This window comes from Aeromicrobium sp., from assembly GCF_050700635.1.
In the GTDB taxonomy this organism is placed as follows: Bacteria; Actinomycetota; Actinomycetes; order Propionibacteriales; family Nocardioidaceae; genus Aeromicrobium.
This window is the reverse complement of sequence record NZ_JBOHDT010000100.1, coordinates 1-14,358: the sequence shown is the minus strand read 5'-3', so window position 1 is coordinate 14,358 and position 14,358 is coordinate 1. Positions and strand designations below refer to the sequence as shown.

The following is a 14,358-nucleotide window of genomic DNA, read 5'->3' as shown; positions in this document are numbered from 1 at the left end:
GCTACACCGGTGACGCGACCGACACGCTGATCGACCAGATCGAGCGGTTCGCACCGGGTGTCCGCGAGCGCATCGTGGCCACGTCAGTACGCCCGCCGGCGCTGCTCCACGCCGAGAACGCGAACTATGTCGGCGGCGACATCACCGGAGGCGCCGGCACCCCGTGGCAGACGGTGTTCCGCCCGCGCGTCAGCCACGATCCCTACCGGCTCGGCGATGGCCTGTTCCTCTGCTCGGCCTCGACGCCGCCGGGCGGCGGTGTCCACGGCATGGCCGGGTTCCACGCGGCGGAGTCGGTGCTCCGCTCCCTCTGATCGCGTTCCGGTGACACTGCGCTCAGGCGCGGGCGAGGGTGAGGGTCTCGCCCCGTGCCCCACCCATCCAGACGTCCTGGCATGCAGCGGCCATCTCGGGAAGGCCCTCGACGATGGTGGCGAAGACGTTGCCGGGCACCCAGCCCTGGTCGCCGTTGATGAGCAGGTTGTTGCGTCCGTAGAAGACCGCCAGGTCGATGATCGAGCCCATCGCGCGGTGCTCGTCCTCGGCCTCGTAGCCGTAGGCCGGGTTGCCGAGGTCGTCCCCGTCGAAGGTGAACCAGCAGACGTCGCCCGGGATCGGCGTGATGGTGGTGTTCTCCTTGCCCGGGTCGGTGGCCGCGAACTGTTGATGCAGCGCGTAGATCTCGTTGCGGGCGTACTTGCCGTGGAAGACCGGCGACGAGAGCGGAAGGTTGTCCCAGACCGCGGCGGCCGTCCGCGGGCACTCCTCGTCGAGCAGCACGGCGGTGCAGGTGACCTGCCGCAGGTCGAGGGTGATGGTGATGTGACGTGACATCGGTTCCTTCGTTCAGTCGGTGATCAAGGTCGGGGTCGCAGTGTGCCAGTCGGTCAGCCGCTGGAAGGCGTCGCCGACCTGCAGGAGCAGGGCCTCGGCGTGCCGGGCGCCGACGAGCTGCAGCCCGATCGGTCGCCGGTCGCCGGTCAGTCCGCATGGCACCGAGAGCGCCGGTTGCTGGGTCATGTTGAACGGGTACGTGTACGGCGTCCACGACGTCCACAGGTCGCTCGGCCAGCCGGTGGGTGCGTCCTGTCCCGCGGGGAACGCGGCGATCGGCATCGTCGGGGTGAGCAGCACGTCGTAGCTCTCGTGGAACGCGCCCATCGTCACCCCGAGGTCCATCCGGACCGCCATCGCGTCGAGGTAGTCGGAGGCTGACGCCTCCGAGCCGTACTCGCGGATGCTCCGCGCCAGCAACGGGTCGATCCCGTCCAGAGCCTGCGGCCCGTAGGCGGAGACGACCTTCGAGGCGCCGGTGAACCACAGCACGTGGAAGGCATCGACGCAGTCGCTGATGCCCGGGTCGACCTCCTCGACGACGGCGCCCGCATCCGCGAACACCTGCGCGGCCGCTCGCACGGCCGCCTCGATCTCAGGGTCGTTGTGGCCGTAGCCCAGGGTCGGTGACAGGGCGATCCGGAGCCCGGCCAGACGCGCTGTGGCGTCCCCGTCAAGGGCGTCGGCGTACGAGCCGACCGGCGGAGGCATGGCCGCCCAGTCGCGGGAGTCAGGGCCGCAGATGATGTCCATGAGCAGGGCGGCGTCGTGCACCGAACGGGCGACCGGGCCGCCGTGGGACAACGTTCCGTAGGGGCTGGGCGGATACATCGGCATCCGGCCGAAGGTCGGCTTCAGGGCGGTGGTCCCGGTGAAGGACGCCGGGATGCGCACTGACCCACCTCCATCCGTGCCGATCGACCAGGTGCCCATGCCGAGGCCGACCGCGGTGGCCGCGCCTCCGCTGGACCCGCCCGACGTCAGGTCGGCACCCCACGGGTTGCCCGTGACGCCGTGGCTCTTCGAGTCGGTCACGCCCTTCCAGGCGAACTCCGGCGTGGTGTTCTTGCCGAGCAGCACGGCTCCGGACTCCCGAAGCCGCGCCACCGCCGGCGCATCCTCGTCCCAGGGGCCGGCCGGGTCGATCAGGGTCGAACCGCGCACCGTGGGCCAGCCACGGGTCAGGAACATGTCCTTGATCGTCACCGGCACCCCGTCGCTGCGGCTGAGCGGTGCCCCTGCCCGCCATCGGGACTCCGAGGCTCGTGCCTGGGCGAGCGCCCCGTCGGCATCGGTGAACAGCATCGCGTTCACCGCGTTGTCGTACCGCTCGATCGAGGCCAGCGCGTCCTGCGTGGCCTCGACCGGCGACAGAGTTCCCTCGGCGAAGGACGCGGTCAGCTCATGGGCGCTGCGCAGCGCCGGGGAGTCCGTCAAGGCTCAGGAGCTCCGAGCAGCCATCGCGGCGATCTCCGCCTCCGACTCAGGTGTGCCCGGGACCTGGGTTCCGCGGCATGACGCTCCTGCCGTCTCGACGACGAACCTCAGCGAGATCAGGCCGACCACGGAGGCCAGGATCATGTAGTACGCCGGCATCAGGTTATTGTCGAAGGCGCCGATGAGCGCGTCGTTGACGTAGAGCGCGGTGCCGCCGAACAGAGCGGTCGAGATGTTGTAGCCGATCGCCATGCCGCCGTAGCGCACCTGCGACGGGAACATCGCCGGGAAGGTGGCACTGATGGTCGCCAGCTGGGCCACGTAGACGATGCCCAGGACGGCAAAGCCGAGGACGGCCGGCCAGAACCCCAGCGACATCAGGAGGAACATCGGCACCGACAGCAGGATGAGGCCGATGAACGAGCCGGCCCACATCGGCTTGCGCCCCACCCGGTCCGACATGGCTCCGGCGATCGGCAGGAACACGAGCATCGCCACCTGCCCGAAGATCACCAGCAGATCGCCTTGGCTGGACTCGAACCCGGCCGTTTCGGTGAGGTAGGTCGGCATGTAGGCGAGCAGGGTGTAGTTGGCGATGTTCAGCGCGGCGACCATGCCCATCAGGACCAGGATCGTCGGCCAGAAGTTGGCGAACAGGTCTCGTATCGCGTTCCCGGCGCTGGATTCGACGTTGCCCTGCGCCTCGAGCTCACGGAAGACCGGCGTCTCGTCGAGCTTCAATCGAACGTAGAGACCGATCAGGCCGATCGGACCACCGATCAGGAACGGGATCCGCCAGCCCCAGTCGGTCATGGCCTGAGCGCCGATGATCGACTCGGTGACGAACACGACGGCAATTGCCAGGGTGAAGCCGGCGATGGTGCCGAACTCCAGGAAGCTGCCGAAGAAGCCACGCCTCTTGTCGGGGGCGTACTCAGCCATGAACGTCGCCGCTCCGCCGTACTCACCGCCGGTGGAGAAGCCCTGAACGACCCGGAGCGCCACCAGGAGCACGACCGCCCAGACGCCGATGTCGTCGTACGTGGGCAGCACGCCGACGAGGAAGGTGGCCGCGGCCATCAGCAGGATCGTCATGGCCAGCACACGCTGCCGGCCGATCCGGTCGCCCATCGGACCCCAGACGAGGCCGCCGAGGGGTCGGAGCAGGAACGAGACCGCGAAGACCAGGAAGGTGCCCACGAGGCCGGAGTCCGGGAAGAAGTTGTCGGCGATCTCGACCGCGACATAGGCGTAGACGCCGTAGTCGTACCACTCGGTCGCGTTGCCCACCGCCGATCCGGTGATCGCCTTCCTCAGCGTTTTCGGATCGACGTCCTGACCGGCGTCGACGGGTGACGATTCCGCCTGTGACATCTTGATGGCCCCCTTGGAGTCGGCATCCGCGACCGCGGAGCCCTGCCCCACACTGTGTTCCAGGTCACGGTAGATTGTCAACAATCTGTCCATCCCAGTCAGGAAGGAGCCCGATGTCGACCGTGGTAATGCTCTACCCGGGGCACAGCGCCGAGGACGAGTTTCCGGCGATCGAGCAGCTGATCGACGGGGTGAGCCTTCCCGTCGTGCACACCTGGGAGGGACCGACCGAGCACGGCGTCGCTGCCCTGCGGACCTTGGGCGAGGAGGCCCAGCTGGTTCCGGCCGCGACCGAGGCCAGGCGACACCATCCGGATGCGGTGATGTGGGCCTGCACCTCGGGGAGCTTCGTGTTCGGCAGCCGCGGCGTCCGCGAGCAGGCCGCATGGATGAGCCGGGCAGCGGGTGTGCCGGCCTCCTCGGCGTCGATCGCCTTCCTCGAGGCCCTGCGTCACCTGGGGCTGACCCGGGTCTCCGTTGCGGCGACCTATCCGGAGGAGGTGACCCGGCACTTCACGGGTCTGCTGGCCGACGACGGCGTGGACGTGTGCGCGGTGACCAGCGGTGACATCCCGACCGGCGAGGACGCCGGACTCCTCGACGACGAGCAGGTGGCCGACCTCGTGGACGCCGGCGGGCATCCCGACGAGGCCCAGGCGGTGCTCGTGCCCGACACGGCCCTACACACCGTCCGGCTCATCACCCGGTGGGAGGCCGAGCTCGGCAAGCCGGTGCTCACCGCCAACCAGGTGACGGCCTGGCACGGCCTGCAACTTGCGGGTTGGCGGGGGCGGGCTGAAGGACTCGGCGCCCTGTTCGACTCCTGACGTCAGTCGAGTTCCAGCACCAGGTGCAGTGAGCCGTCGATGTCTTCCAGCTCCTGACGGCTGGCATGGCCGACCAGTGCGCCCAGACGTTCGGGCGCCACCGCGGCGGTCTGCTCGACCAGCACCTGCGTCTCAACGCCCGCGATGGTGATGGTCGGGCGGAAGATGCGTGGCGGCGCCGAGCGAGAGGTCGGCGCGACGAGCAGCGTCGACAGCAGCAGGTCATCGGACTGCAGGACGACGGCGTACCTGGACCCGCGCTGTTCATGGCCACGGGCTCCACGAGGTGCACGTAGGAGGTGGATGTCACCACGCACGCAGGTCGTCCAACTCCCTGAGTACCTTGCGACTCTCCGCGAGGTCAACCGGATCGCCGGCGACCTCCAATGACTCTCGACGCATCTGTTCTCGCCTGCGCAGCCGAACGGCGTCGACCAGCGCCTGCCGAATCGCCTCGGACACGGTGGAGCCGTCGGCCGTCAGCTCCGCCAGCGCGCGCTCGGCGCGTTCATCGGTCCTGAAGTTCACCACGGCCATACGACAATTGTACTACGAAGCGTATGACAAAGTCGTCAGGCGTTCTGCACCATCGAGAGGACCCGCTGGAGCCCGTCCTCCATGTGCTCGACGAGGAGCCGGTCGGCCAGGTCGGCGTCGCCGGCGAGGATCGCCTCGGCGATCCCGGCGTGCTCGTTGACGCGGTTCTCGATCGTGTCGTACGAGCCCTGCATCCACGCCATGCAGAGCCGCACCTGGGTGAGGAGTGTGCCGTGCATCAGCATGAGCCGCGGGCTGCGGCTCAGGGCAACCAGGGTCTCGTGGAACGTCATGTCCAGCGACGAGACCTCCGGGCTGGTGGGATCAGCGTCGTAGGAACGCATCGCGTCGACAACCTGGAGCAGCGCCGCGGCGTCGTCGGCCCAGCCCGATCCGACGATGGTGCGGATGGCCGTGCGCTCGACCGATCCGCGGGCCATGTAGATGTCGCGGATCGTCGCCTCGTCGAGCTCCATCACGAACAGGCCGCGGTTGCGGTGGCTGACCAGCAGCCCTTCCTGGGTCAGCCGCTGCATCGCTTCACGCAACGGCCCGCGGCTCACTCCGAGCCTCGCGGCGAGCGAGGCCTCCTGGAGCTGCTGACCGGGCTGGAACTGGCCGGTGGCGACCGCCTCTCGCAGGCGCCTGGCGATGATGGTGGGTGTCGAGTCCTGCACGATCGGGTCGAGCGACGACGTCACGGCGATTCTCCCTTCCGACCAGGCCCCGGTCCTCGTCAGCCTACGGTTCGCCGCGGGACGGCGAGGTACTTGATCTCGAGGAACTCCTCGATCCCGACCCGGCCGCCCTCGCGGCCGAGCCCGGACGCCTTGACCCCGCCGAAGGGTGCCGCCGGGTTCGACACCAGGCCGGTGTTGAGTCCCATCATCCCGACCTCGACCGCCTCGGAGACACGGAAGCCGCGCTCGACGTCGCGGGTGTAGAGGTAGCCGACCAGGCCCCAGGCGGTGTCGTTGGCCATCTGCACGACCTCCTCCTCGGTGTCGAAGGTGATCACCGGAGCGACCGGCCCGAAGATCTCCTGCGACGTCAGCGCCGAGGCGGGGCTGACGTCCGCGAGCACCGTGGGCGGGTAGAAGTAGCCAGGTCGGTCCGGCCGCTCGCCACCGACGACCACGCGGGCGCCGCGGGAGATCGCGTCGGCGACCAATTCCTCGACCTTGTCGAGGGCCGGCGTCCCGACCAGAGGGCCGACCTCGACGCCGTCCTCGGTGCCGTCCCCGACGACCAGCGCTCCCATCCGCTCGGCGAGTCGGGTCGAGAACTCCTCGGCCACCCCGCGCTGGACGAAGATGCGGTTGGCGGCGGTGCACGCCTCACCCATGTTGCGCATCTTGGCCACCATGGCGCCGGCCACCGCGTCGTCGAGGTCAGCGTCGTCGAAGACGATGAAGGGCGCATTGCCGCCGAGCTCCATCGATGTGCGCATCACGTGCTCCGCCGCCTGCTCGAGCAGCTTCACGCCCACCGCGGTCGAGCCGGTGAACGTGAGCTTGCGGGCCAGCCCGCTGCTCATCCACGGCCCGACCACCGAGCCGGGGTCGGACGTGCAGACGACGTTGAGAACTCCGGCCGGCAGTCCGGCCTCGGTGAGGATCTCAGCCAAGGCGAACGAGCTGAGCGGCGTCAGCTCAGACGGCTTGAAGACCATCGTGCAGCCGGCGGCGATGGCCGGACCGATCTTGCGCGCCCCCATCGCGAGCGGGAAGTTCCAGGGCGTGACGAGCACGCACGGCCCGACCGGCTCACGGGTGCAGATGATCCGGGTGCCGCCGTCGCCGCTCATCGTGGCGTCGCCGCCGATCCGCACCGCCTCCTCGGAGAACCAGCGGAGGAACTCGGCCGCGTAGGCCACCTCGCCTCGCGCCTCGCGCAGTGGCTTGCCCATCTCGGTGGTCATGATCAGCGCGAGGTCCTCCTGACGCGCCATCACGAGGTCGTAGGCCCGTCGCAGGATCTCGCTGCGCTCGCGCGGAGGGGTCCGCCCCCAGTCGCGCTGGGCGCGGGCGGCTGCCTCGATGGCGCGCAGGGCATCCTTCTCGCCGCCGTCGGCGATGGAGGCGATGGACTGCTCAGTGGCCGGGTTGACGACGTCGAGCCGGCGCCCCGATTCGGCCTCGACCCAGGCGCCGTCGATGAGCAGATCCGTGTGGAGCGCGGCGATCAGGTCGTGCGCCTTGGCCGCGTGGCCGGTCGTCATGCGCCCAGCACCTCGGAGACCGCGGCGTCGAAACGCTCGACGCCGGTCTGGATCTCCTGCTCCGTGACCACCAGTGGCGGGATCAGTCGGACGACGTTGAGCAGCGGTCCGCAGGTCAAGGTGAGCAGCCCGTGCCCCGTGGTGGCCTGTTGCACCGCCAGAGCCGTCGCGGAGTCAGGCGTGCCGTCCTCGGCGGTGAACTCGATGCCGAGCATCAGCCCGTTGCCTCGGACGTCGCCGATGCCCGGGTGGTCCTGCTGGATCTTCTGTACCGCGGTCCGCAGCTCGTCGCCGCGCACCCGCGAGTTCTCCACCAGTCGTTCGTCGCGGATCAGGTCGAGCGTGGCGCAGCCGGCGGCCGCAGCGACCGCGTTTCCGCCGTAGGTTCCGCCCTGCGAGCCGGGCCAGGCCTTGGCCATCAGCTCCTCGGGGGCGGCGATGGCACTGATCGGGAAGCCTGAGGCGATGCCCTTCGCGGTGATCAGCACGTCCGGGCTGATCGAGGAGTACTGGTGGCCCCAGAACTTGCCGGTCCGTCCGCAGCCGGTCTGCACCTCGTCGACGATCAGCAAGATGCCGTGCTGGTCGGCGCGCTCGCGCAGTCCCTCGAGGAACGCGGGTGGGGTGGGGAGATAGCCGCCGTCGCCGAGGGCCGGTTCGATCAGGAAGGCGGCGGTGTCCTGCGGCGCGGTGCGGGTGACGAAGAAGTAGTCCAGCTCGCGCAGGCAGAAGTCGACGGCCTCGTCGACGCTCCATCCGTACCGGTAGGCGTAGGGGAACGGCGCCATGTGCACGCCACCCATCAAGGGCGAGAACCCGGCCGAGAAGCGGGTGCCTGCCGTCGTCAGCGTCGCGGCCGCCACGGTCCGGCCGTGGAAGCCGCCCTGGAACGTGACGATGTTGGGGCGTCCGGTCGCCATCCGCGCGAGGCGGATCGCGGACTCGACCGCCTCGGAGCCGGAGTTGGCGTAGAAGAGGGAGTCGAGCCCGTCGGGCAGCACCTCTCCGAGCTTCTCCGTGAGCTCGAGCAGGGGCGGATGCATCACGGTGGTGTACTGCGCGTGGATGATCTTGCCGGCCTGTTCCTGAGCAGCGGCCACCACCCGCGGATGGCAGTGGCCGGTGCTGGTCACGCCGATGCCGGTGGTGAAGTCGAGGTACTCGCGGCCGTCGGTGCCGTGGATCCAGCTGCCGAGGGCATGGTCGACGACCACGGGGGTGGCCTGCTTGAGGTGAGGACTGAGCGCTGTCATATGGTCGATCCTTCCAGCCGATTGCAGATTGTCAACAATCGGTTGCCGCCCTACAGTGACTGGGTGAGTGAAGAGGGGGTGACGTCCATCCGGCCCGAGCCTGCGCGAAGGCGCCCGCGCGTTGCGGTGCTCACGGCGGACACCATCGCCATCCCGTACAACGCGACGACACTCGACGACCTCGCCGACGTCACCTACACCGACGCCGACGGACTCGCGAAGGAATTGCCAGGTGCCTCGGTGCTGCTGATGTGGGACTTCTTCTCTCCGGCCCTCGTCGAGGCCTGGCCGACCGCCGACACCCTGCAGTGGATTCATGTCGCAGCGGCCGGGGTGGACTCGCTGCTCTTCGACGACCTGCGTGACTCACCCGTGGTCGTCACCAACGCCCGCGGGGTCTTCGACCAGCCGATCGCCGAGTTCGTGGCCGCGTCGGTGCTCGCCCACGACAAGCGGCTGCACGAGAGCAGCCGGCTCCAGCGCCGACACGTCTGGCAGCACCGGGAGGTGACGCGGACGGAGGGATCCGCGGTCCTGGTCGTCGGCACCGGCGGCATCGGCCGGGCCTGCGCCAGAGTTCTGCGCGCCCTCGGCATGCACGTCACCGGCGCCGGCCGTACGTCCCGTGACGACGACGGCGACTTCGGCCGGGTGCTCGCCACGGACCGACTGACCGAGCACCTCGGTGCGTTCGACCACGTCGTCCTGGCCGCACCGCTGACCGACCAGACCCGCGGCCTCGTCGGCGCCGCGGAGCTGGCCGCGATGAAGTCCTCGGCCCACCTGGTCAACGTCGGACGTGGCGCCCTGGTCGACGAACCGGCGCTGCTCGATGCGCTGCGGAGCGGCGTGATCGCGGCCGCGTCCCTCGACGTCTTCGAGAACGAGCCGCTGCCGGCGGACCACCCGTTTTGGGACCTCGACCAGGTGAACATCTCAGCCCACATGTGTGGTGATGTCGTCGGATGGCGCGACGTCCTGGCCGACCAGTTCGAGGCGAACCTCCGGCGCTGGGTCCATGGCGAGTCGCCGGCCGACGTCGTCGACAAGACGACCGGGTACGTCCCGCGGGACGCGTCGTCATGACCGCGATCGACGCCGACCACCATCCGCGCATCGGCATGGTGACGCCCTACGACTTCGCCCTCGATCGCGAGCTGTGGCGCTGGGTTCCCGAACCCCTCGAGCTGTTGCTGACTCGTACGGAGTACGAGCCACTGCTGGTCTCGGTCGAGCAGGCCCTCGCCGTCGGTGATCCGGACGTCGTCGCCCGCGCCACCCGAACCGTGATCACCCCGGCGCCGGCCGTCGTCGGGTACGCCTGCACGACGGGCAGCTTCGTCGGCGGACGCAAGGGGGAGCAGGCGCTCCTCGACGCGATACTGGGGGCCGGTGCTCCGGCGGCGGTGACCACCAGTGGCGCGGTCGTGCAGGCGCTGACCGCTCTCGGCGTCTCGCGGGTGGCGGTGGCCACGCCGTACGAGGACGAGATCACCGCACTGCTGGTGTCGTTCCTGCAGGACTTCGGGGTCGACGTGACCGCCACCAGCAACCTGGGTCTGAACGCGGGCATCTGGACCGTCCCGGACGAGGTCACCCTCGATCTGGTGCGGCGCGCCTGGACCGACGACTGCGACGCGGTCTTCGTCTCCTGCACGAACCTGTCGACCTACGACCTGATCCCGACGCTGGAGGCCGAGCTGGGGGTGCCGGTGGTCAGCGCCAACCAGGCGACGATGTGGGCCGCGGTGGCACGGGCCGGATTCACGGCCGTCGGCCCCGGCCAGCGACTGATCGACCAGTGCTCGATCGATGGGAGCCTGACGTGAGCGACCTGTTCTTCCCACCCGAGGTGCCCGCGGGGCACGGCTCCGCCGCGTTCTCGCTCGAGGAGTACGCCGCCCGGCTGTCGGCCGTCCAGAAGCGACTGGTCGAGCGCGGCTGGTCCGCCCTGGTCGTCGTCGACCCGGCGAACCTGTTCTATCTCTGCGGCTACAACGCCTGGTCGTTCTACGTGCCTCAGTGCCTCGTGGTGCCGGCCGAAGGTGCGCCGCACCTCTTCGCACGGTCGATGGACGCGCAGGGAGCGCACTGGACGGCGGCCCTGCCCCAGGACCAGGTCCACGGCTATCCCGAGCAGCTGGTCCACCGTCCGGACGCGCATCCGTTCGACTGGATCACCCGGCGGGCGGTCGAGATCGGCGTGCTGCCGGATCGACCGGACACCGTGGTCGCCGCCGAGATGGACGCCCACTTCTTCTCGCCACGGGCGTACCTGTCTCTCGCCGGTGCCCTGGCCCACGCCACGGTCGTCGACAGCGCCGAGCTGGTGAACTGGGTCCGGCTGGTCAAGTCGCCGGCCGAGATCGAGTCGCTCCGGATCGCCGGCACGATCGCCACGGGGGTCATGGAGGTCGCGCTGGACGGCATCCGCGAGGGCCGGCGCCAGTGCGACGTGGTGGCCGAGATCCAGCAGGCCCAGGCCCTCGGCTCGGGGGTCCTCGGTGGCGACTACCCGGCGGTGGTGCCCATGCTCCCGACCGGGGAGTCCGCGGGCACACCGCACCTCACGTGGAGCGACGCCGCGCTGATCGCCGGAGAGGCGACGACCATCGAGCTGGCCGGCGTCTTCCGCCGCTACCACGCACCGCTGGCTCGCACGGTGGTGCTCGGCCGTCCGGAACCTCGCCTCGCGTCCTGCGCCGATGCGGTGGCCGACGGCATGCTCGCGTCCCTGGACGAGCTGCGGCCCGGACGTACGGCCGCCGACTGCCACCGCGCGTTCGCCGGTGTCATCGCCCGACACGGTCTGACGAAGGAGTCACGCATCGGCTACTCGATCGGGATCGGCTACCCGCCCGACTGGGGCGAACGCACCGTGAGCCTGCGCGAAGGGGCCACCACCGTCCTCGAGGCCGGCATGGCTTTCCACGTGATCCTCGGGATGTGGATGGACGGCTGGGGCTACGAGACCTCCGAGTCCGTGGTGATCACCGATGCCGGCGCCGAGAACCTCACGCACGTCCCGCAAGGCTTGACGATCAAGACAAAGCAAGGAGCGACATGAGCACCCGCACGTCACCACCGACCCTGCCGTTCGCGGCCCGCGCCGACACTCTCGTCGGCTCGGTCATCGACTCGAGCACGTCGCTGCTGGCGGCCCAGAGCCACGATATCGTCCGGTTCGCGATGGGCAGTCCAGCCGCCGAGGCGATCCCCACCGAGGTTCTCGCTGAGATCGGCACCAAGACCATCGGGGCCGGGTCGCCCGATGCCTTCGACTACGCCGCGACCGAGGGCGACATGCCGCTGCGCGTGGCCCTGCTCGACGAGCTCGACGGCACCAGCGACGCCACGACGCTCGAACGCCTCACCATCACCTCCGGCGGCATGCAGGGGCTCGACCTGGCCTTCAAGATCTTCGTCGACCCCGGCGACCTCGTGGTGGTGGAGTCGCCGACCTACACGAACGGCAGCGCGACCGCGCTCTCCTACCAGGCCGACCTGCTCGAGGTCGCGGTCGACGACGACGGCATGGTCGTCGAGGCCCTGCCCGAGCTGGTGGAGCGCGCCGGCCGGACGCCGAAGGTCATCTACACGATCCCGACGTTCCAGAACCCGTCCGGCGCGACCCTCTCGCTGGCCCGCCGGGAGCAGCTGCTCGAGCTGGCCCGGGAGTGGGGATCCATGCTCATCGACGACGACCCGTACGGACTCCTGCGGTTCGCCGGGTCCGAGGTGCCCACGCTGCACGAGCTCGCCGACGGTGACCCGCTGGTGTACTCGGTGCGCACCTTCTCCAAGATCGTCGCCCCGGGCCTGCGGGTCGGGTGGCTGGACACCGATCCGTCGCTCCAACGACTGCTCATCAACGCCAAGCAGGCGATGGACACCTGCACCAACCTGCCGGCGCAGCGACTGCTCACCGGGTTCCTCACCGGCGGCCACCTCGACACCCACCTGGCCACCCAGCGCCGGGAGTACCGCCTCCGCAAGGAGACGATGAAGGAGGCCCTGACCGAGCACTTCGACGGCGTGGCGCGCTGGACCGACCCCGAGGGAGGATTCTTCCTCTGGATGACCTTCGAGCCGGCCATCGACACCGAGAAGCTGTTCGAGGTCGCCCTCGCCGAGGGCGTCGCGTTCATTCCCGGCAACGCCTTCTCCCCGGATCGGCGTTTCCCTGACGCCCTCCGGATGTGCTTCGCCTCGACCCCGCCGGACCGGATCCGCGAGGGACTGGCCCGGCTGCGCAGCGCGGTCGACCGGCTCGCCGGCTCGTGACCCTCACGGACCTCGAACGACAGGTCCTCGGGCTCGTCGAGGAGTCCGTTCTCGTCGCGCTGACCCAGGACCTGGTCCGGGTACCGGGGGAGAACCCGCCCGGTGAGGAGGCGGCCACCGCGGCCGTGCTCGCCACCGCCGCCGAGTCCTGCGGCCTGACGGTCGAGTCCGACGAGGCCGCGCCGGACCGTCCGAACCTCATCGTCACGCTCGCCGGGGGCGACGGCGCGGGACTCCTGCTCCTCGGACACACCGACGTCGTTCCGGTGGGCACGGCATGGTCGGGCGACCCCTTCTCCGGCGACCTCCGCGACGGCCGGATCCACGGGCGGGGCAGCACCGACATGAAGGGTGGGTTGGCCGCATGCCTGGTGGCCATGGACGCCGTGCGGCGTGCCGGCGTGGAGCCGCGAGGTCCGGTGCTCCTCGCCGCGCTGGTGGACGAGGAGGACACCGGCCTCGGCATCCGGCACCACATGGCTCATGGGTCGATGCCGCCTCTGGCCGGTTGCATCGTGGCCGAGCCCACCGACCTGCAGACCGTGATCGCCGCCCGCGGTGACAGCTACCTCGACTACCGGGTGCGAGGTCGTGCCGCCCACGCCGGGTCGCCGAGCGACGGCCGCAACGCGATCACCGGAGCGTCGAGGATCATCGCGGACCTGCAGCAGTGGCACGAATCGCTCGCCGCCGAGGCGCACCCGCTGGCCGGCCCCGCCACGGTGAGCGTCGGCACCATCTCCGGCGGACAGGGCACCTCGATCGTCGCGGCCGAGTGCCACCTGACCGCGGACCGGCGCCTCCTGCCCCATGAGGCGCCGGACGCCGTCCTGGCCGAGGCGCAGACGAGGCTGGACGCGTTGGACCTCGCTCGCGACGACCTCGACGCCGACCTCACGATGGCGATGGCCATGCCGGGCTTCGCTACTGGGGCGGACGAGCCCTGGGTGCGGTCGGTCGACGCCGCGCTCGCTGACGCGGGTGGGCCGGGTCTACCGCTCGGCGGCTGGACGGCGGCCTGCGACGGCGGTTTCGTCGCCGAACGCGGCATCCCGGTCGTGGTGCTCGGGCCGGGCTCGGTCTCGGAGCAGGCGCACCGAGCCGACGAGTCCGTGGCCGTCGACGAGCTCGTCACGGCCGCTCGGGCCTACGCACTGAGTATTCTGCGACTGCCACCGGAATAAGCCCGGCCAGGAGACTCGCATGGACCTCTCGACCTACACCACCCGCAGCCAGCAGGCGCTGGCGGTGGCCATCCAGGCTGCCGCGGCAGCGGGCAATCCATCGGTGGAGCCCGGCCACCTGCTCGACGCCCTGCTGGCCCAGGCCGGCGGCACCACGGCGCCGCTGCTCTCGGCTGTCGGCGTCGATCCGCAGGCCGTGTCCGTGCAGCTGAAGGACGAGCTCGGACGTCTGCCGTCCGCATCCGGCGCCAACGTCGGCAACCCCACCTTGTCGCGCAGCTCGCACGAGGTGCTGCAGCGTGCCCAGGACCTCGCAGCCCAGCTCGGCGACGAGTTCGTGTCGAGCGAGCACCTGGTAGTGGGGGTGGCCACCGTCGAGTCGCCGGCTCGACACGTCCTCACCGCCG

15 protein-coding genes and 1 pseudogene are annotated in these 14,358 nt (G+C 70.0%); 8 read left to right on the top strand and 8 right to left on the bottom strand.

Annotated features, from left to right (window positions below):
- Positions 1-314, top strand: a pseudogene (locus ACRDPN_RS07970) (FAD-dependent oxidoreductase); the annotation flags it as partial.
- Between the two features lie 22 nt (positions 315-336).
- On the opposite strand, the gene ACRDPN_RS07965 reads toward ACRDPN_RS07970, so the two are convergent.
- Genes ACRDPN_RS07965 through ACRDPN_RS07955 form a run of 3 tightly spaced genes read right to left on the bottom strand, consistent with a single transcriptional unit; the run spans position 337 to position 3,645 of the window.
- On the bottom strand, positions 337-834 hold the full coding sequence (locus ACRDPN_RS07965; RefSeq protein ID WP_431446871.1) for a DUF3830 family protein: 498 nt from the start codon (positions 832-834) through the stop codon (positions 337-339).
- 12 nt (positions 835-846) lie between these two features.
- Positions 847-2,271 carry an amidase gene (locus ACRDPN_RS07960; RefSeq protein ID WP_431446869.1) on the bottom strand — a complete coding sequence of 475 codons (1,425 nt, stop codon included), beginning with the start codon at positions 2,269-2,271 and terminating at the stop codon, positions 847-849.
- A gap of 3 nt (positions 2,272-2,274) precedes the next feature.
- Positions 2,275-3,645, bottom strand: coding sequence for an MFS transporter (locus ACRDPN_RS07955; RefSeq protein WP_431446867.1), 1,371 nt, complete (start codon positions 3,643-3,645; stop codon positions 2,275-2,277).
- A 113-nt stretch (positions 3,646-3,758) separates the two neighbouring features.
- Here ACRDPN_RS07955 and ACRDPN_RS07950 point away from each other — a divergent pair, with 113 nt between their 5' ends.
- A complete protein-coding gene (locus tag ACRDPN_RS07950) occupies positions 3,759-4,472 on the top strand; it encodes a maleate cis-trans isomerase family protein (protein ID WP_431446865.1) in 714 nt (237 codons plus the stop codon).
- A 2-nt stretch (positions 4,473-4,474) separates the two neighbouring features.
- On the opposite strand, the gene ACRDPN_RS07945 is transcribed toward ACRDPN_RS07950, so the two are convergent.
- From ACRDPN_RS07945 to ACRDPN_RS07925, 5 genes are read right to left on the bottom strand one after another with little or no spacing between them, the layout of a single operon-like run.
- Positions 4,475-4,789, bottom strand: a complete 315-nt coding sequence (locus ACRDPN_RS07945) for a type II toxin-antitoxin system PemK/MazF family toxin (protein ID WP_431446863.1) — start codon at positions 4,787-4,789, stop codon at positions 4,475-4,477.
- On the bottom strand, positions 4,779-5,009 hold the full coding sequence (locus tag ACRDPN_RS07940) for a hypothetical protein (RefSeq protein WP_431446862.1): 231 nt from the start codon (positions 5,007-5,009) through the stop codon (positions 4,779-4,781). Before ACRDPN_RS07940 ends, ACRDPN_RS07945 begins: the two co-directional genes overlap by 11 nt.
- A gap of 35 nt (positions 5,010-5,044) precedes the next feature.
- A complete protein-coding gene (locus ACRDPN_RS07935; RefSeq protein WP_431446860.1) occupies positions 5,045-5,710 on the bottom strand; it encodes a GntR family transcriptional regulator in 666 nt (221 codons plus the stop codon).
- A gap of 35 nt (positions 5,711-5,745) precedes the next feature.
- Positions 5,746-7,230 (bottom strand): NAD-dependent succinate-semialdehyde dehydrogenase, encoded by a 1,485-nt coding sequence (locus ACRDPN_RS07930; protein WP_431446859.1) that lies wholly within the window; start codon positions 7,228-7,230, stop codon positions 5,746-5,748.
- The gene (locus ACRDPN_RS07925) at positions 7,227-8,483 is read right to left on the bottom strand and encodes an aspartate aminotransferase family protein (protein WP_431446857.1); all 1,257 of its coding nucleotides are present in this window, start codon (positions 8,481-8,483) and stop codon (positions 7,227-7,229) included. Before ACRDPN_RS07925 ends, ACRDPN_RS07930 begins: the two co-directional genes overlap by 4 nt.
- Positions 8,484-8,546: 63 nt before the next feature.
- Here ACRDPN_RS07925 and ACRDPN_RS07920 point away from each other — a divergent pair, with 63 nt between their 5' ends.
- From ACRDPN_RS07920 to ACRDPN_RS07895, 6 genes are all read left to right on the top strand, one after another.
- Entirely contained in the window at positions 8,547-9,569 is a 1,023-nt protein-coding gene (locus ACRDPN_RS07920; protein ID WP_431446856.1) for a D-2-hydroxyacid dehydrogenase, read from the top strand.
- Positions 9,566-10,312, top strand: coding sequence for a maleate cis-trans isomerase family protein (locus tag ACRDPN_RS07915; protein ID WP_431446854.1), 747 nt, complete (start codon positions 9,566-9,568; stop codon positions 10,310-10,312). Before ACRDPN_RS07920 ends, ACRDPN_RS07915 begins: the two co-directional genes overlap by 4 nt.
- Positions 10,309-11,550, top strand: a complete 1,242-nt coding sequence (locus ACRDPN_RS07910) for a M24 family metallopeptidase (protein ID WP_431446853.1) — start codon at positions 10,309-10,311, stop codon at positions 11,548-11,550. The genes ACRDPN_RS07915 and ACRDPN_RS07910 overlap by 4 nt, the downstream gene beginning before the upstream one ends.
- Positions 11,547-12,767, top strand: coding sequence for a PLP-dependent aminotransferase family protein (locus ACRDPN_RS07905; protein WP_431446852.1), 1,221 nt, complete (start codon positions 11,547-11,549; stop codon positions 12,765-12,767). Before ACRDPN_RS07910 ends, ACRDPN_RS07905 begins: the two co-directional genes overlap by 4 nt.
- On the top strand, positions 12,764-13,951 hold the full coding sequence (locus ACRDPN_RS07900; RefSeq protein WP_431446851.1) for a M20 family metallopeptidase: 1,188 nt from the start codon (positions 12,764-12,766) through the stop codon (positions 13,949-13,951). Before ACRDPN_RS07905 ends, ACRDPN_RS07900 begins: the two co-directional genes overlap by 4 nt.
- A 19-nt stretch (positions 13,952-13,970) precedes the next feature.
- Positions 13,971-14,358 (top strand): Clp protease N-terminal domain-containing protein (locus ACRDPN_RS07895; protein ID WP_431446850.1); only part of this gene is annotated, 388 nt, incomplete at its 3' end.